The organism is Alteromonas sp. ABH4_456 (assembly GCF_056160645.1).
This window is the reverse complement of record NZ_JBSWXO010000017.1, coordinates 63,152-79,967: the sequence shown is the minus strand read 5'-3', so window position 1 is coordinate 79,967 and position 16,816 is coordinate 63,152. Positions and strand designations below refer to the sequence as shown.

15 protein-coding genes and 3 pseudogenes are annotated in these 16,816 nt (G+C 48.0%); 8 read left to right on the top strand and 10 right to left on the bottom strand.

Features of this window, described 5'->3' with window-relative positions:
* Positions 1 to 92: 92 nt before the first annotated feature.
* Positions 93 to 1,124: pseudogene (locus ACXAG2_RS19395) on the top strand (Glu/Leu/Phe/Val dehydrogenase dimerization domain-containing protein); the annotation flags it as partial.
* Positions 1,125 to 1,327: 203 nt separating this feature from the next.
* On the opposite strand, the gene ACXAG2_RS19390 reads toward ACXAG2_RS19395, so the two are convergent.
* The 3 genes from ACXAG2_RS19390 to ACXAG2_RS19380 are packed head-to-tail and all read right to left on the bottom strand — an operon-like array spanning position 1,328 to position 4,277.
* Positions 1,328 to 2,338, bottom strand: coding sequence for a cytochrome d ubiquinol oxidase subunit II (locus tag ACXAG2_RS19390; RefSeq protein WP_474869740.1), 1,011 nt, complete (start codon positions 2,336 to 2,338; stop codon positions 1,328 to 1,330).
* 9 nt (positions 2,339 to 2,347) lie between these two features.
* The gene (locus ACXAG2_RS19385; protein WP_474869738.1) at positions 2,348 to 3,712 is read right to left on the bottom strand and encodes a cytochrome ubiquinol oxidase subunit I; all 1,365 of its coding nucleotides are present in this window, start codon (positions 3,710 to 3,712) and stop codon (positions 2,348 to 2,350) included.
* A gap of 13 nt (positions 3,713 to 3,725) precedes the next feature.
* Entirely contained in the window at positions 3,726 to 4,277 is a 552-nt protein-coding gene (locus ACXAG2_RS19380) for a GbsR/MarR family transcriptional regulator (protein ID WP_474869735.1), read from the bottom strand.
* 298 nt (positions 4,278 to 4,575) lie between these two features.
* Between ACXAG2_RS19380 and ACXAG2_RS19375 the strand changes: the two are divergent.
* Positions 4,576 to 5,247 (top strand): annotated as a pseudogene (locus tag ACXAG2_RS19375) (IS3 family transposase); the annotation flags it as partial.
* Here the strand turns inward: ACXAG2_RS19375 and ACXAG2_RS19370 are convergent.
* Positions 5,203 to 5,405, bottom strand: a pseudogene (locus tag ACXAG2_RS19370) (Y-family DNA polymerase); the annotation flags it as partial. The pseudogenes ACXAG2_RS19375 and ACXAG2_RS19370 overlap by 45 nt on opposite strands.
* Positions 5,393 to 5,809: a S24 family peptidase gene (locus tag ACXAG2_RS19365; protein WP_119499814.1), complete on the bottom strand. Its 417-nt coding sequence runs from the start codon at positions 5,807 to 5,809 to the stop codon at positions 5,393 to 5,395. The pseudogene ACXAG2_RS19370 and the gene ACXAG2_RS19365, both read right to left, overlap by 13 nt.
* Before the next feature lie 100 nt (positions 5,810 to 5,909).
* Between ACXAG2_RS19365 and ACXAG2_RS19360 the strand changes: the two genes are divergently transcribed.
* The gene (locus ACXAG2_RS19360) at positions 5,910 to 6,203 is read left to right on the top strand and encodes a YebG family protein (RefSeq protein WP_119499813.1); all 294 of its coding nucleotides are present in this window, start codon (positions 5,910 to 5,912) and stop codon (positions 6,201 to 6,203) included.
* A 7-nt stretch (positions 6,204 to 6,210) separates the two neighbouring features.
* Here ACXAG2_RS19360 and ACXAG2_RS19355 read toward each other — a convergent pair whose 3' ends face one another.
* From ACXAG2_RS19355 to ACXAG2_RS19340, 4 genes are all read right to left on the bottom strand, one after another.
* On the bottom strand, positions 6,211 to 7,791 hold the full coding sequence (locus ACXAG2_RS19355) for a methyl-accepting chemotaxis protein (RefSeq protein ID WP_474869733.1): 1,581 nt from the start codon (positions 7,789 to 7,791) through the stop codon (positions 6,211 to 6,213).
* A 171-nt stretch (positions 7,792 to 7,962) separates the two neighbouring features.
* Positions 7,963 to 8,988 (bottom strand): sensor histidine kinase, encoded by a 1,026-nt coding sequence (locus ACXAG2_RS19350; protein ID WP_474869730.1) that lies wholly within the window; start codon positions 8,986 to 8,988, stop codon positions 7,963 to 7,965.
* A gap of 577 nt (positions 8,989 to 9,565) precedes the next feature.
* The gene (gene ppa / locus ACXAG2_RS19345) at positions 9,566 to 10,099 is read right to left on the bottom strand and encodes an inorganic diphosphatase (protein ID WP_303573571.1); all 534 of its coding nucleotides are present in this window, start codon (positions 10,097 to 10,099) and stop codon (positions 9,566 to 9,568) included.
* 173 nt (positions 10,100 to 10,272) lie between these two features.
* The gene (locus tag ACXAG2_RS19340) at positions 10,273 to 11,250 is read right to left on the bottom strand and encodes a class 1 fructose-bisphosphatase (protein ID WP_119499809.1); all 978 of its coding nucleotides are present in this window, start codon (positions 11,248 to 11,250) and stop codon (positions 10,273 to 10,275) included.
* Positions 11,251 to 11,525: 275 nt separating this feature from the next.
* Here ACXAG2_RS19340 and mpl point away from each other — a divergent pair, with 275 nt between their 5' ends.
* Genes mpl through ACXAG2_RS19325 form a run of 3 tightly spaced genes read left to right on the top strand, consistent with a single transcriptional unit; the run spans position 11,526 to position 14,350 of the window.
* Entirely contained in the window at positions 11,526 to 12,890 is a 1,365-nt protein-coding gene (gene mpl / locus ACXAG2_RS19335; protein WP_474843616.1) for a UDP-N-acetylmuramate:L-alanyl-gamma-D-glutamyl-meso-diaminopimelate ligase, read from the top strand.
* 16 nt (positions 12,891 to 12,906) lie between these two features.
* On the top strand, positions 12,907 to 13,530 hold the full coding sequence (locus tag ACXAG2_RS19330) for a flavin prenyltransferase UbiX (RefSeq protein WP_474869727.1): 624 nt from the start codon (positions 12,907 to 12,909) through the stop codon (positions 13,528 to 13,530).
* Positions 13,531 to 13,543: 13 nt separating this feature from the next.
* Positions 13,544 to 14,350: a S1/P1 nuclease gene (locus tag ACXAG2_RS19325; protein ID WP_474869725.1), complete on the top strand. Its 807-nt coding sequence runs from the start codon at positions 13,544 to 13,546 to the stop codon at positions 14,348 to 14,350.
* A 68-nt stretch (positions 14,351 to 14,418) separates the two neighbouring features.
* Here ACXAG2_RS19325 and rraA read toward each other — a convergent pair whose 3' ends face one another.
* Positions 14,419 to 14,904, bottom strand: coding sequence for a ribonuclease E activity regulator RraA (gene rraA / locus ACXAG2_RS19320; protein ID WP_119499806.1), 486 nt, complete (start codon positions 14,902 to 14,904; stop codon positions 14,419 to 14,421).
* A 311-nt stretch (positions 14,905 to 15,215) separates the two neighbouring features.
* Between rraA and ACXAG2_RS19315 the strand changes: the two genes are divergently transcribed.
* Together ACXAG2_RS19315 and ACXAG2_RS19310 are read left to right on the top strand one after the other, a co-directional pair.
* Entirely contained in the window at positions 15,216 to 15,719 is a 504-nt protein-coding gene (locus ACXAG2_RS19315; protein WP_442858437.1) for a phosphatase PAP2 family protein, read from the top strand.
* Position 15,720: 1 nt separating this feature from the next.
* Positions 15,721 to 16,788: an MJ1255/VC2487 family glycosyltransferase gene (locus tag ACXAG2_RS19310; protein ID WP_474869722.1), complete on the top strand. Its 1,068-nt coding sequence runs from the start codon at positions 15,721 to 15,723 to the stop codon at positions 16,786 to 16,788.
* Positions 16,789 to 16,816: the final 28 nt, after the last annotated feature.

Below are 16,816 nucleotides of genomic sequence, written 5' to 3'. Positions count from 1 at the left end.
CTTTTCGCCTTGCCCATTCTTATTCGCCACCAGGAAATATGACGATCTGATCAGGTAAACGCTGTAAAGTTCAATTTAGGCAACAAAGCCGATTTGAACAAATATTTAAAAATGCGTTAACTGGCCTGCCAATTGGGGGGGACAAAGGAGGCGCAAATTTAGATCCAAAAGGACGAAGCGATGCCGAAATAATGCGTTTTTGTCAGTCATTCATGAACGAACTCTATCGCCATATTGGACCCAATACAGATGTGCCTGCCGGTGATATTGGTGTAGGCGCCAGAGAAATAGGCTACATGTTCGGTCAATACAAAAGACTGACCGGGAAATATGAGGGCGTGCTTACCGGAAAAGGTTTGCTTTGGGGTGGTTCGTACGCGCGAAAGGAGGCAACAGGATATGGAACAGTATATTTCGCAGATCACATGCTTAATGCACGAGGCGAAAACTTACAAGGACAACGTTGCCTCGTGTCCGGTGCTGGAAATGTCGCTATTTATGCAATGGAGAAGCTTTATCAACTTGGTGCTACTCCTATTGCCTGTAGTGACTCAACCGGTACGCTATATCATGCGCAAGGGTTGGATCTGTCTTTTATTAAGGAACTCAAAGAAAAAGAACGTACTTCGCTTTTACGTTACTTAAATTCTCACCCCAGGGCACAGTTCATTCCGATCAGTGAATATCCTTCAGGAGGACATACTATTTGGCGATACAAGGCAGACTTAGCATTTCCATGTGCCACACAAAATGAGTTAACAACTCGTGATGCCGAAGCACTGGTTTCTAATGGATGCAAATTGGTTAGTGAAGGTGCAAATATGGCTTCTTCACAAGGTGCGGTAGAGTACTTTCTTAAAGCCGGTATTTCTTATGGTCCGGGTAAGGCCGCTAACGCCGGGGGAGTAGCGACAAGTCAGTTAGAAATGGCGCAAAACGCCAGTATGCAAAAATGGACTTTCGAACAAGTCGATTGTCAATTACTACAAATAACGAAGGATATTTATCTACGAGCCAGTGAGACTGCAAGAGAATTCGGTGCGCCCGGTAACCTTGTATTAGGAGCTAATATTGCTGTCTTTCGTCGGGTTGCAGACGCAATGATTGAGCAAGGTGTAGTTTAAAAAACGCATAAAGTGAATTCAGATCGCCTCGAAATTCATGTCAAATCTAGTCTGAATGCAAGAAACAAATAAATATCAGAACCTCATCATCATCTAGTCACGGTGACGGGACTGCAGCTGACTTTTATAAACATCACTTTAATTACTATTAAATACAGATGAGGCAAATCTACAGCCTGAAAAGTTCAGGCTGTTTACTGTTCTTAATAATAAGAAAGTTTTTCCGATTTACCGGCAAATATTCGGTACACCATAACAGTGTAAGCAAGAATACAAGGGACAACAACAACGGTACCTACCAACAAAAAGCGAAGAGAATTCGCGTCTGCCAGCGCATCCATGATAGTGAGCTTACCCGGTACAACATAGGGATAGTAACTTATCCCAAACGCAGCAAAACATAGCAGAAATACAAGCAGAGCTAACGCAAAAGGCAGCCATTCACCTTTCCCGTCCGCGTCCGGCAGTTTCTGCAGCACGACACCACACAAAGCCAGTAAACCAAAACACGTGATAGGTATAGCCATCAATAAAAAGCCAAGGGAACTTTCCAACCAGAGCGCCCGTACTTCTGCGTGCAGCGTTAAATTTAAAAAACTTACGGCAATAATGCCCCCAGCCAGGATCATCAGGCATCGCTTTGCCCAGTAGAAGGCTTTCCGTTGTAAGTTCCCCTCTGTTTTGAGAATAAGCCAGCATGCACCAATAAACGCATAAGCTGCGGTAACGCCGAAAGCGGATAGCAAAGCAAAACCCTGTGCATACAGATCGGTACGCAGACCGGTTACCCATATTCCTAACATGTATCCCTGGGAGAGCGTTGTCAGCAACGAACCGTATTTAAAACAGATGTCCCACTTTTTCTTTTTCGTTTGAGCAACTTTCGCGCGGAAGTCGAAAGACACTCCCCTTAAAATAAGCCCCATTAGCATAAAAGTGGCGGGCAGATATAAAGTTTGTAAAATTGCACTATGCGCCTGTGGAAAGGCAATTAAAAGTAAACCCACCGCTAGTACCAACCAGGTTTCATTGGCATCCCAGTAAGGTCCAATAGAGGCTACCATAGCATCTTTAAACTGCTCGTTGCGGGGCGGAAACAAAACGCCTACGCCCAAATCGTAACCATCGAGAATTGCATAAAGCAGTACCGCCAGTCCCAACAAGGCGATATAAATATTTCCCAATGTGTCTGCTGACAGTGATTCAAAGGGCATAATCTTCTCCTAATTAGTCTGGACCGGATTAAAACGGATACGCTGTGCTTTATTTTTTTCTTCCTGCGTAATTTCTTCAATTGCAACTGCTTTGCGGCACATCAGGGTGAGCGTTCCCATGTAGGCAATCAGCAGAGTAATATAAAGAACTGCATAAAGCGTAAATGACAGTGCTATATTGGCCGGTGGTAGACCAGTTACCGCTTCCTGTGTAGTCAACACACCGCTCACAAGGTAGGGTTGCCGGCCTACCTCTGTGACGTACCATCCGGCCAGTGTGCCAATCCATCCGCTAAAACTCATGCCTATAAACACCTTATTCAGCCAATCAGGCATAACGTTGCGACGATAGAGGTAAAAAGCGCCGATCCAGGCGGTGCCAAGCATCAATAACCCCATCCCCACCATCACGCGAAATGAATAGAAAACGGGCGCAACCGGCGGATGCACACCCTCAAATTCATTTAGTCCTTTAATTTCTCCGTTTACGTCATGGGTTAAAATAAAGCTGGCCATATTGGGAATGCCGATTTCGAAATGATTGGTCTTTGTTTCCTCATCCGGAACTGCGAAAAGTAATAAAGGTGCGCCTTGCTCTGTGTGCCATACACCTTCCATCGCCGCGACTTTTTGTGGTTGGTGCTCAAGCGTATTAAGTCCGTGCATATCGCCTGCAAAAATTTGCAGAGGGATCAAGACCGCAGCCGTGTAAGTTGCCGTCTTAAGTGCAATTTTAGGCGCAATTTTGTCGTCGCCTCTGAACAAACGATACGCGGATAAGCCTGCTATGAGAAAGCTGGCAGTTAGCCCTGATGCTAGTAGCATGTGAGTGAACCGATAGGGAAATGAAGGATTAAAAATAATGGCTGACCAGTCTTTAGCGTATACTACCCCATCGATAACTTCATGACCCTGCGGCGTTTGCATCCAGCTATTTAAAGACAATATCCAAAATGCCGATAATGTCGTACCTGCCGCCACCACAAACGTAGCAAATGTATGTAACCAATTTGGCACTTTACGCATACCAAATAGCATAATGCCCAAAAACGTTGCTTCTAAGAAAAAAGCAGTCAGAACTTCATAGCCCAGCAATGGTCCGGCCACGTTACCCGCTTTTTCCATAAAACCCGGCCAGTTAGTACCAAACTGAAAAGACATGGTTACGCCTGATACAACACCAAGGGCAAAAGTAAGGGCAAAAACCCTTACCCAAAAACGATAGATCCGCATCCAAACAGGATGTCCGGTGAGGTTAGATCGAAGCTTGAAATAAAACAGAAACCATCCCAGTGCAATGGTGATAGTTGGAAAAAGAATGTGAAAACTAATATTCAATGCGAACTGTAGTCTGGATAAAACAAACGCATCCATAATTGCTCCCCTCTTACTCAGATTTGCCCGGAAGAAATTTGTCTTTCAAGTCGAGGATCCGACCGACTCCCGATCCCAGCTTCATTAGCGTATCAAGCTTCTCTGGTCCGAGGTTCTGTAACTCTTGTGACCAGGCAGTTACCGATTCTAATAAATCATGAATTTCGTGAAGCCTTGTCTGGACACTTTGGTCTCGCTCACCCTCGGGTTCTGCCATCATCAAGTTCCGTAACAGCGTCATAGTCGGATCGATTTCTCTTTTCCGTCGCTCTTCAAATACTCTATTGGCGAGCTCCCAGATAGTCCCAGCAGGTACGAAAAATTCTTTTCTCTCACCGGGTATGTGATGCTGTTTTATCAACTGCCATGATTGCAATTCCTTTAAGCCCATACTGGTATTTCCCCTTGAAATACTTAGCGCATCGGCAATTTCCTGTGCGGACAAGGGAGTATCGTGAACAACAATTAAGGCCAGCATCTGTCCGACCGTGCGGTTAAAGCCCCACCGACTGCCCATTTCGCCAAAGTGCACTACGGCAGAAGTAGAAAGAGGTGACATTTTCACTAACGAACCATCATAAAGTTTCAGAAATTTCTGAAACTTTATGACTTATTTTGATCTAGGTCAAATTAAATCTTGACTGTATGAAAGGTTTATATGACTTAAGATACTCATGTAGACTTTTAATATTTATACAACACCATGATATTTAAATTAAAAGATCATCAGTAATGTCACAACTGCGGCATTTTGTCGCATTGTCTGTTCCAGGCTTTGCCCTATACTTACCAGCCAAATCGGACTCACCAGTAACCTCACTTCAGGGAAATTTGATATTGTTACGCCGCCGTAAGTCAATAGCTGGCCTGTTCGTTGGCTATGTCGGATGCTGGATGTTCATCCCAGCGGATACTATGCCTGGAGCAGTAAGCCTCTGTCGAAACGCGACAAAGCCAACCGTCGTCTAACAGGACTAATTAAGCAATTCTGGCTGGAGTCTGGTGGCGTGTACGGCTACCGCAAAATTCATTCAGATTTACGGGACATCGGTGAACGATGCGGTATTAACCGCGTGTACCGACTCATGGTTCAGGAAGGATTACGAGCTAAGGTTGGCTATCCTCGACCTCGGCATCGAGGCGGAGAAAGTCACGTTGTGGTGCCAAATCGGCTGAACCGGAAGTTTAGTCCCGGTGCGCCTGATGAAGCCTGGGTAACGGATATCACGCATGTCCGAACTCACGAAGGCTGGCTGTATCTGGCGGTTGTTGTCGACTTGTTCTCCCGAAAGGTAATCGGCTGGTCAATGCAGCAACGAATAACGAAAGACATTGCTCTCAACGCTCTGTTGATGGCTGTATGGCGTCGAAACCCAAAGCAACAAGTGAAGGTGCACTCAGATCAAGGAAGCCAATATACCAGCCACGACTGGCAGGCTTTCCTGAAAGCGAATGGTCTGGAGGGAAGTATGAGCCGACGCGGTAATGTCCACTGCCCCTTTTTGTTCCAGCAGTTTCTGTACCTTGTAGTACGGGCCGAATTTCTTTACGCCGAGGGCTTTCGCCTTGTCGCACAATGCACAAATGCAGCCATCATTGTTGTTAGTACCACCACGGGTTTGTCACGGATAGCGGGGTCAAACACCTTTTCGGCGGACGCATAAAAGCCGTTGGCATCGACTAACGCAAACATTGTCTTAACTGCCTGGTATAGCGATGCATTCTGACAGAACGGACAACAATGCCTTCTTCTTCGAAGGTATCTCCCTCCCCCAACACGTAAGGCTGCTGGTGTTTGCCGGGCGATACCAGAACCATGGCTTTGCGATCGAACAGCTTACACACAAACACACCATTCAAATTTGCCACCACCACATCCAGCGAAGTGGGTGCAGCAGCGCGGTCGACAATGAGTAAATCACCATCAAAAATGCCCACGCCGGTCATCGACTCTCCCTGTGCCTGGCCAATAAACGTAGCAGTGGGATGGTCGATAAGCAGCTCGTCGAGATCAAGCCCAAGCTGACGGTATTCGGCAGCAGGGGACTCGAAGCCGGTGATACCAGCCTGTGCAATAACCGGAATAATTCTCAACATAGTACAAAAAACAGTTGCCTCAGATACTGTTTATTTATACAGTAATTATGAATCAGGTTAAAATTAAATTTCATTTTACGTTCGACATCGGAGAACCATCATGGCTATTACAGTGCAATATGTTGTTTCGCATAAAGGGGTAGAAAAGTTGGTCACTACAGACAAGAAGGAAGCTGATCAGTATGACAAAATGCTGGATGCGGCAGACAATCTGGCTGCTTACATCGGTGCGAAAGGTATCAAGCTGGAAGACGACGTGATTGAGAATCTGTCTGTCATGCTGGCAAAGAATAAAGATGCCGTCGGCAAATTGCTCAAAGGTGCTTCTGCTGATGACGTCCTCGACGCCGAATCAGCAGAAGTGGTAAAGCTTCAGGCAAACAGTAAAAACTAAAAGCGGGTTACACCACATTCCGCTTATTGGTAAAGCGGGTGATAACCGAGTGTACTTCGTTAACGGTTTTACGCAGACGCTGGCTGGCATCTAATGATGATTCTGATGCCCGCTGGGTATCTTTGGCACCATCGGCAATTTCTACGACTTGCTGATTGATGTGCTCTGCCACAGAACTTTGCTGCTCTACAGCGGAGGCCATTTCGAAGGTTTGATCTGCAATAACACTCACGGCCTGATTAATATCTGCCAGTGTTTTGCGGGTATCTTCAACAATGGCCGTGCCCTGCTCGGCTGATGCCATACCGTCATTGGATACTCTGACAGCCCGTTCTGACCGCTCAGCCAGAACATGGATAATATTATGAATTTTATCTGTGGACTCTCTGGTTTTTGATGCCAGTGACCGTACTTCATCAGCAACTACAGCGAAGCCTCGTCCCTGCTCGCCGGCGCGTGCAGCTTCAATGGCGGCGTTCAGTGCCAGCAGGTTTGTCTGTTCAGCAATGGTCGATATTAAACTGGCAGCTTCACCAATATCATTCGTTGACTGCGCCAGTTCCTGCACGGTGACCGAAATAGAACTGACCGCTTCTTTAAGCGCCATGATGGCAGATAACGCTTCGTCCGCTTTTTGATTACCGGCTTCCACATTCTTAGAAGCAGAACGGGCGCTGTCGGCGTTCATGTCAACCCGCTCTGAAACACTTTGAATAGCCTGCGACATCTCGTTAACGGCTGAAGCAATGTTTTGCGTTGCCTCGTTTTGCTGCACGACAGCCGTACTGGTGATTTCGGCCTGTTGATGGGTGGTGTTGGCAATCGTATCCAACCCCCCGGCGGCATCCTGAATGCGGGCAAGAGCTGTGCGGCTGCGCGCAAGCTCACAGCCCAAAACCAGTTTGGCACGTGACCGGTTACCGAAGTCGGCAAAATAGGTTTGCGATACCACCGGATTCGAATAGCTGTCCGGAGAAATATCAATAAGCGCCTGCCAGTCACCTTTAATTTTAGAGGCCATCCAGAAACTGCACAGCGCGAAACCTGCGGCAGCGAGAACAGCCGGCAACACACCCGCTGTGACGAACAGGGCAGCCACGGTTATAAGACCCATCACGATAAATGGCAGGTAATTTTTCATATAGTGAACGGCCAGTTCACCGGTTGACGTACTGGACTTACCTTCACGTAGCCGCTCGTAACGGTATTCTGCACGGGCAATTTCGTCCGGTAAGGCCGGCACACGTACTGATTCATAACCCGTGATCTGAGAATTTTCAAAAACCGGGGTCACGAACGCCGAAACCCAGTAATGGTCTCCATTTTTGCGCCGGTTTTTTACCAGTCCCATCCAGATATTGCCAGCAGACAAGGTATCCCACATTTCGCGGAACACACCGGGCGGCATGTCCGGATGGCGCACAATATTATGGTTTTTTCCAATCAGTTCATCATGGCTGAAGCCACTGACTTCAACGAACCCATCATTGCAGTGCGTGATCACACCACGTGTATCGGTAGATGAAATGAGCCGGTAGTGCTGAGGAATGCTGTAAAGCTTCTGGGTAACCGGTTGATTATTTCGCATATAATTGACTCATATCCCTGCGTTCTCAGAAATTGGTTAAGGGGCACATTAACCTTAGCCTATAATTAGACTTTCGAGTAATTGACCTATAAAAAAATAGAGGGAACGGAGTTTACAGCCCGGAATTGAGTTTGAAAAGTTAGCATTTACTAATGTAAATACATAGAGTTATCACTGCAGAGAGAAATTGAGGGTCACAGTGGTTCCGGAACCGGTATCGCTATGAATATCTATCCAGCCATTATGAGATTCCATCAAAGCCTGCGCCACAGAAAGGCCAAGGCCTGTGCCGCTGCCGGGAGGACGGGTAGTGAAGAAAGGCGTAAAAATTAATGGCATGTGCTCGGGCTTTATTCCTTCACCATTGTCTTTTATAAACACTTTAACTGCGCCAGGCAGATCAGCAACAGCGATACTGATTGTGCCGCCGGATACACAGGCATCAATTGCGTTTTCAACTACTGCCTCAAGCACCTGCCTGATCTGTTTCCTGTTAACCAGTACCTGCGAGCGGGAATCCGACGCATCGAAATTAAGAGAAACATTTGCAGGAATTCGCTTGATGATATCCTCCAGACCAAACTCAAGAAGATCATCTACATCTTCCCAGTTACGTTCCACGGTAACCGGAGAAGAAAAAATCTGCAGTGAGGAGACAATTTCAGCAATGCGGTTAGCGCCTTCCAGAGATGATTTTTGCATGTCTGAAAGCATTTCTCTCACATCCCGCAGTAAGTATTTCAACTCCATGTCAGCGGGTAATGTAGCTGCAGAGGTGCCGCCCTTTTTTAACTCATCCTTAAGTTCATCCCAGGCATCGAACACATCCTTCAGCATATATTCCTGAATTTCACAGTTACTTTTAATAAAGCCGATGGGGTTATTAATTTCATGAGCAATACCCGCAGCAAGCTGGCTAAGCAGTGTCATACGGTCCACCATGGCTATGCTGTCAGAGGAAGGCTTGGTTGATTGCTTAAATGTATCAGCCTCACTGTCAGGAAGTTGAGACAGCAACTGATGATAAATCGCGCGGGTTTCGCTGAGAGCACGGCGCAGGTTTTGATTTGCCAGATAGGCATCGCGGGAGTAATTATTGAGCATGTCTTCAGCCGCCGTACGCGCCAGCTGCTCACGACTCAATTTTCTCTGCAACAATGCAATTTGCTGCTGCAACTTCTGAATATCTGAACTCACATTAATCTCCGGCAGCCGGACGCCAAATCCGCGCGTTCAACGGATTTCACAGTCTGCTCTGAAATCATATACAAACTCTGAACTAAAGCATAGCTCCGGGTTGTCCAAACTACCCGGCCTGAACATCGAATTTATTCCAAAGTACACACCGGGATCATAATCAGCTGCGAAAACATTGGGCCTCCGGTTTGATCCGGGGATCGCATTGATCATTTTTACCCGCAAATCAAGTCTTTTTATGCACAAGGCTGTGGATAACTTTGTGCATTGTTTGTATACATGGCGTTGATGACTGTATTGCCAGTCCCCTCCCGAGCCGACAGATTAAAGCCTTTGATACCAACGCAGCGCAGAAACCATACGGTGTCTATCAATTCGACAATAATAAATAGTCAACTCTTTTTTGATTGCTTTCCACCAATACCACAAAAGTTTGGCTTGTGGAAATAATCCTACTACATCGGGATCTGAAGGGGCAGTCTCAATGTCTCAACGTGCAGCTACAGATCAGATCGCGATCCAATACGCACAAAAAAGCCCGGCGAACCGGGCTTTTTCAATCTGCGGAAAGAAAGACTTATTCGCCTTCTTCGTAACGCTTGGCGCTGGATACGATTTCAGCTTTCGCTGCTTCTGCATCTGCCCAACCGTCGATCTTAACCCACTTGCCAGGCTCCAGATCTTTATAGTGAGAGAAGAAGTGCTCGATTTGCTGTTTAGTCAACTCTGGCACGTCGTTGATGTCTTTCACGTCGCGGTAAATCGTAGACAGCTTGTCTACCGGCACTGCCAGAACTTTCGCGTCAGTACCTGACTCGTCAGTCATGTTCAGAACACCAACAGGACGACACTTGATCACAGAACCGCTGATGATCGGGAACGGCGTCATAACCAGTACGTCAACCGGGTCACCGTCTAAAGACAGTGTGTTATTCACGTAGCCGTAGTTTACCGGATAGTGCATGCAGGTAGCCATGAAACGGTCAACAAACATTGCACCGGTGTCTTTGTCTACTTCATATTTTACCGGGTCAGCGTGAGCTGGGATTTCGATGATGACATTCACCACTTCTGGCATATCTTTACCAGCAGGAACGTTGTTAAGGCTCATGAAATAATCCTTTGATTTGTTAAATTAAAAACGGGATTTGTCCGGGAAAACAAACACACTGTATTCCCTTTCACGGCAAAATCGCGCCTAAGTATACGGTGACTACTGTAAAATAAAAACTGCTTAAGACCCAAGTCTTAAGCAGTCTTCAGTATTTTTGTGCTGAATGTGCGCTATTCCGCTTTCGCGTGATAGCTCAGGCACGTTTCCACTTCTTCTTTGGAACCTAAAATTACCGGTACACGTTGATGAATTTCGGTGGGCATCACTTCCATGATACGACCTGTACCCGTGTCGGCCAGACCACCGGCCTGTTCCATCAGAAATGCCATCGGGTTGGCTTCGTATAATAAACGCAGTTTACCGGCCTTCGACGGGTTACGGTTGTCGTAGGGATACATAAAAATACCGCCCCGGCAAAGCAGACGGTGAATATCCCCCACCATCGCCGCCACCCAGCGCATGTTGAAATTCTTTTCACGGGGACCGTCTGTGCCCGCCAGCAAGTCAGCAATATAAGCTTTCATCGGCGCTTCCCAGTGGCGCTGATTAGACGCGTTGATTGAAAACTCGGATGTTTGCTCAGGCACCTGCACATTGGGGTGCGTTAACAGGAAACCACCGTGGGTTTTATCCAGAGTATAAATGTGTGTGCCACGGCCGGTAGTAAGCGCCATCATGGTTGACGGACCATACAGTACATAACCGGCAGCAACCATTTGTGTACCGGGCTGTAAAAACGCAGACGGGTCGTCGGGCTCCATCCACTGCGGTGCATGGGCGATAGAGAAAATAGTACCGATGAGACTGTTGATTTCAGTATTCGACGAGCCATCCAGCGGGTCAAAACTTACCAGGTAGTTACCTTCAGGGTTGCACGGTACCACCGTGTCTTCTTCTTCAGAAGAAATGGCTTTTACATAGCCTGAATCCCTTAAGGTATCTTTCAATATCTGGTTAGAAATCACGTCCAGCTTCTTTTGGGTTTCCCCCTGAACGTTTTCACTCAATGTCGAACCTAATACCCCCGCCAAAGCGCCCTGACTGACACGGAAAGAAATTTCCTTACAGCCCGCCAGCAATGTACGGATAAGCAAAATAAGCTCAAGAGGAGCGCCGTCTTGTTGTAGTTGAGAATTTAAACGTTTCATTGTGTGCAATAGCCTTGTTTATTTATGTAGGGTAATGATTCGCTTTGCACCGGCATTCCCGCCAGTGTCCAAAAGCCAATCTGAATCACTTTGCTTTATTATTGTATGCCGGTGTTTTCGTTCACACGGGCTGGTAGCAAATGTAATTAAAACGATTGTAACCGCGAATGGACCACAGGGAAACGGCTTATTCTTACATTGCCGCGTACTCTGGTATTGGCGTGCACACCGGGAGTTCTGCTAAAGTAGCCACCTTAATCGTACACAGGATTCTTATGCACGTTCACATTCTCGGCATTTGCGGCAGCTTTATGGGTGGTATCGCCGCAATCGCCAAATCGCTAGGCCACAAGGTGACCGGTTCCGACCGCAATGTTTATCCGCCAATGAGCACTCAGCTGGAAGCGCTGGGCATCGAGTTAACAGAGGGCTATGACCCCGCTCAGTTCGAACCGGCACCGGATATGGTTATCATCGGCAATGCCATGTCCCGGGGCAATCCTGCTGTTGAGTATGTTTTAAACCGCAATCTTCCCTATACCAGCGGTCCTCAATGGCTGTTAGACAACCTGCTTACCTCCCGGTGGGTGATCGGTATCGCCGGCACCCATGGTAAAACCACCACCTCCAGCATGGTAGCGTGGATCCTTGAGCATGCCGGCCTGGCGCCCGGTTTTCTGATTGGTGGTATTCCGGAGAACTTCGGTGTGTCTGCCCGCATTGGCGAAAGTCCATTCTTTGTCATCGAAGCGGACGAATACGACAGTGCCTTTTTCGATAAACGCTCTAAGTTTGTTCACTACCGTCCGCGCACGCTGATCCTGAACAACCTTGAGTTCGATCATGCAGATATTTTCCCTGATCTTGCAGCCATTCAAACCCAGTTCCATCATTTAGTTCGCATGGTGCCGGAAAATGGTTTGATCCTGTCACCGCAAAAAGACAAACCGCTGAAGGCCACACTGGATAAAGGTTGCTGGTCTGAACAGCAATTTACCGGAAAAGACTGGGAAGCCAATCTGCTAACTCCTGATGGCAGTGCTTTTGATGTACTTTTCCGTGGAGAGAAAGCCGGTACTGTTAACTGGTCACTGGTGGGCCAGCACAACGTGAATAACGCCCTGATGGCTATTGCAGCAGCGCATCATGCCGGAGTGGCAACTGCGCAGGCTATCGAAGCCCTCGCCACATTTAAAAACGTGAAGCGCCGTATGGAAACCAAAGGCACCGTGAATGACATTACGGTGTACGATGACTTTGCCCATCACCCCACGGCCATCGCCACCACCATTCAGGGTTTACGGAACAAAGTGGGTAAAGCCCGCATTATCGCTATTCTGGAACCCCGTTCGAACACGATGAAAATGGGTGTACACGAACATACGCTGGGCAACAGCTGGCAACAGGCTGACGAAGTGCTGCTGTTTGAACCTGCCGGGATGAAATGGTCACTGGCAGAGACCGCCAAACACAGTGACACACCGGCTTACTGCTATCATGACGTAGAGAGTATTGTGCAGCAGGTGAAATCCATCAGTCGTCCGGGCGACCATGTACTGGTGATGAGCAACGGTGGTTTTGAAGGCATTCACCAACGACTGCTGGATGCACTGGCCAGTGCTGAAGTCACACATTCCTGAGGAAGCAGAAAACGCTATGACAAACAAAACCATCACTCTGGCGATTACTGGTGCTTCCGGTGCACCGTATGCCATGCGCCTGCTAGAAATACTGGTCAAAGCCGATTACGACATTTTTGTGCTGATTTCGTCAGCCGCGAAAGTTGTTTTTGCTACCGAAGAAGAAGTGAAAATCCCGTCGAAACCGGATGCCGCCAGTGCGTTTTTCAGTGAACGCTTCGGTGCCCGTGAAAACCAGATCCGTGTGTGTGGCAAGGAAGAATGGTTTTCACCTGTGGCATCGGGTTCTGCAGCACCTAAACAGATGGTAGTGTGCCCGTGTTCAACCGGCACACTGTCAGCAATAGCAACAGGTGCCAGCGACAATCTTATCGAACGAGCTGCCGACGTGGTGTTAAAAGAACGGGGACAACTTATTCTTGTTTCCCGTGAGATGCCGCTCTCGTCTATCCATCTGGAAAATATGCTAAAACTGTCACAAACCGGTGCGACAATCATGCCCGCTTCGCCCGGCTTCTATCATAATCCAAAAAAAATCAGCGACCTGGTCGACTTCGTGGTAGCCAGAATTCTGGACCACCTGGGCGTCGATCAGACATTAATGATGCGCTGGGGCTATCAACACCATAACGACAAATAAAAGAGGAACTTTCATGCAGGCGTTTGCTAAACGGACTATTGCACTTTCTTTCTGCCTGGCATCGACCATTATGACGAGCCTGCCCGCCTTTGGCTGGGGACAAACCGGTCACCGTGTTACCGGCGCAATTGCAGAAAAACATCTGACTCCCGCTGCCAAAGCGGCCATTGTTAAGCTTCTGCCAAATGAATCACTGGCTGAAGCATCTACGTATCCTGACGAAATGCGCTCAGCCCCCGGTGAATTCTGGCGTAAAACTTCGCCCCCCTGGCACTATGTCACTGTGCCGGAAGGTCATGAATATCATGAAGTGGGAGCGCCTGAACAGGGAGATGCGTACACGGCACTTCAGCATTTCACCACGGTACTGAAAGACACCAAAGCCAGCAGAGAAGACCGCCAGGTCGCGCTGCGCTTTATTGTGCATATCATTGGCGATCTCCATCAGCCTTTGCACGCCGGTAACGGAACTGACAGAGGCGGCAACTCGGTCAAAGTACGCTTCTTCTGGCAAGACAGTAACCTGCATACCGTGTGGGACTCAAAAATGCTGGACTCAAAGCAGTTGTCCTACACGGAGTGGACAGACTGGCTGGATAAGAAAATCACCACGAAGAACCTGAAAGACTGGCAGGCGCTTGATGCCAACGTGTGGATAAAGGAAAGCACGGAAATCCGCGATACTATTTATCCTGAAGACGCCAACGACATGTCTTATGACTATGTGTACGACTTTCTGCCCGTAGCAAAAACCCGTTTGCAGCAGGCCGGTGTCCGCATTGCCGCGTACCTGAACAATGTGTTTGCAAACACGAAATAAGTCCATAAAAAAACCTTCCCGGTCAAACCGGGAAGTTTTCTTTTGAAAACTCAGTGAAGCCAGCAGGCTTAGTCTAGATCCAGCGGCTCCGGCGATAAAATAACGCCTGTGCTGTCAGCATACAGATGATCTTCCGGCAGGAAGGTTACACCACCGAAATTAACCGGCACATCCACCTCACCGGTACTTTCCGTTTCCGCGTTCACCGGGATAGACGCCACAGCCAGAATACCGATGTCTAAATCTGCCAGAGTATCCACTTCACGGACACTGCCGTAACAAACGATGCCTTCCCAGTCGTTATCGATTGCAAGCTGGGCTGAAGCGGCATCAAGTAATGCGCGGCGGGTAGAGCCGCCACCATCAATCAGCAATACTTTTCCTGCACCTGGCTGCGCCAGTACGCGGTCTATCAACCCGCGATCTTCAAAACACTTAATGGTTGTGACTTCACCACCAAACGAATAACGTCCGCCATAACTGACAAACATGGGGTCGACCACATCTACGCTGTCTGCAAATAAATCGCATAATTCAGAAGTGTTATAGTCCATCACTGTGCCTTAATTACCGGAAAAGAAACACTGACCCGCGATTCCGCCAACACCCTCACTGCATCCGTTTTTAAAACGGCATGGAAGTTTACTAAGGTGATTGATTGGAAAGAGAAGATGCGTTGTCAGAACTGTTGTTAGCATAGCACTAATTACCATAATAAAAATACCTCGCTTCCGCTTATTTCGGTAAATCTCTGCGGCCTGTCATAAAGGTTTCTTTTTTTTGTCACGGCAGATTCACACATGCTGATTAGCTTATAATTGTAATCAATTGTAATGAGGCCAGGGCCGTGCTGAACCGGAAATCCTTGACCAAAGCTGATACTGATTTGTTTTTTTGGCTTTACCGACTCACACAAAAGCGTAACTGTACCGGCGTTATCTGGTTGTCGAAAACCGGAGACGGCTATCTGTACTTCATCATCGGTATGCTGTTGTGGGCTTTCGAGCCTGAACACGGCGAGCTGTTTCTGTATACCGCACTGATGGCCTACGGACTCGAACTGCCGGTGTATGTGGTGCTGAAACGTATGTTCAAGCGTCCCCGCCCCTGCGATTTACTGAATAACTTCACGGCCCACGTTACGCCGTCAGATAAATTCAGTCTGCCATCCGGCCACACCGCCGCGGCCTGGCTGATGGCCAGCATCGTAGCGCATTTTTATCCGCCTTTTGCCATTCTGGCTTACAGCTGGGCTGCGCTCATTGGCCTGTCCCGTATTTTGCTGGGTGTGCACTACCCTACCGACGTGATAGCCGGCGCACTTCTGGGCTTAACCATTGCTTCTGCGAGCTTAATGATACTGGGGTAGTATGAGAATTCTTTACGGCGTGCAGGGGACCGGCAACGGTCATATTGCCCGCGCACGCATCATGGCTGCAGCTTTTGCACAGCGCGACGACTTCACCGTTGATTTTGTATTTTCCGGACGGGATGAAGACAAGTACTTCGACATGGAGGTATTTGGTCCGTACCGCACCTTCCGTGGTCTTACTTTTATTACCAGTCACGGTCAGGTAGACCGCATTGCAACACTCAAAGCAAACCGCCCCGGTCAGTTCTGGCAGGATGTGCGTAACTTTGATGTCACCGGCTATGACCTTCTGATCAACGACTTTGAACCGGTCACCGCCTGGGCTGCAAAACGTGCGGGGCTTCCTTCTATCTCTATCAGCCATCAGGCATGTTTTACTTATACCGTCCCGAAAGCCGGCGACGATATTATCAATAAACTCATCCTGAAATACTTTGCTCCCACACAGGTACAGCTGGGCGTACACTGGTTTCACTTTAATCAGCCTATCGTGCCGCCGTTTGTCGCAGATGAACGCCTTGCCTCACCGTCAAAAAGTCACGTTCTGGTTTATCTGCCTTTTGAACACGTGGATGACATCCGCCTGATGCTGGAACCGTTAACCGACCAGCAATTTGTGTGCTATCACCCGTCAATCAAGGGCCATTACGAAAGCGGCCATATCAGCTGGAATCCTCCTTCCAAGGCTGGCTTTCAGCATCACTTACAGCATTGCAACGGTGTGATCGCCAACGGCGGCTTTGAGCTGTCCAGTGAAGCATTACATCTGGGCAAAAAGCTGCTGATTAAGCCGTTACACGGCCAGTTTGAACAATTATCGAACGTACTCACGTTAGATAAAATGGGACTATGTCATTCCCTTTTTCAGCTCGACACTGACATTGTGGAAGAGTGGCTGGATGCACCTGAAAATGAGGCAATTCAGTTCCCTCATGACCCGTCACTGCTGCTCAACTGGCTGAAACAGGGTGACCTCAGTGACACCCGTTCTCTGTGCAATGCACTGTGGGAACAAGTGGAATATGGCGATAAAACGAAAGAGCGTTTATTGACGCTTGCAATTTAGCACCGCAGTGCCATCATAGCAGCAATTT

What these genes read in the sequence shown, in the direction of transcription:
- ACXAG2_RS19390 (WP_474869740.1), bottom strand. Translation starts at nt 2,338, where the DNA reads ATGCCCTTTGAATCACTGTCAGCAGACACATTGGGAAATATTTATATC.
- ACXAG2_RS19385 (WP_474869738.1), bottom strand. Translation starts at nt 3,712, where the DNA reads ATGGATGCGTTTGTTTTATCCAGACTACAGTTCGCATTGAATATTAGT.
- ACXAG2_RS19365 (WP_119499814.1), bottom strand. Translation starts at nt 5,809, where the DNA reads ATGTTGAGAATTATTCCGGTTATTGCACAGGCTGGTATCACCGGCTTC.
- ACXAG2_RS19360 (WP_119499813.1), top strand. Translation starts at nt 5,910, where the DNA reads ATGGCTATTACAGTGCAATATGTTGTTTCGCATAAAGGGGTAGAAAAG.
- ACXAG2_RS19355 (WP_474869733.1), bottom strand. Translation starts at nt 7,791, where the DNA reads ATGCGAAATAATCAACCGGTTACCCAGAAGCTTTACAGCATTCCTCAG.
- ppa (WP_303573571.1), bottom strand. Translation starts at nt 10,099, where the DNA reads ATGAGCCTTAACAACGTTCCTGCTGGTAAAGATATGCCAGAAGTGGTG.
- ACXAG2_RS19340 (WP_119499809.1), bottom strand. Translation starts at nt 11,250, where the DNA reads ATGAAACGTTTAAATTCTCAACTACAACAAGACGGCGCTCCTCTTGAG.
- mpl (WP_474843616.1), top strand. Translation starts at nt 11,526, where the DNA reads ATGCACGTTCACATTCTCGGCATTTGCGGCAGCTTTATGGGTGGTATC.
- ACXAG2_RS19330 (WP_474869727.1), top strand. Translation starts at nt 12,907, where the DNA reads ATGACAAACAAAACCATCACTCTGGCGATTACTGGTGCTTCCGGTGCA.
- ACXAG2_RS19325 (WP_474869725.1), top strand. Translation starts at nt 13,544, where the DNA reads ATGCAGGCGTTTGCTAAACGGACTATTGCACTTTCTTTCTGCCTGGCA.
- rraA (WP_119499806.1), bottom strand. Translation starts at nt 14,904, where the DNA reads ATGGACTATAACACTTCTGAATTATGCGATTTATTTGCAGACAGCGTA.
- ACXAG2_RS19310 (WP_474869722.1), top strand. Translation starts at nt 15,721, where the DNA reads ATGAGAATTCTTTACGGCGTGCAGGGGACCGGCAACGGTCATATTGCC.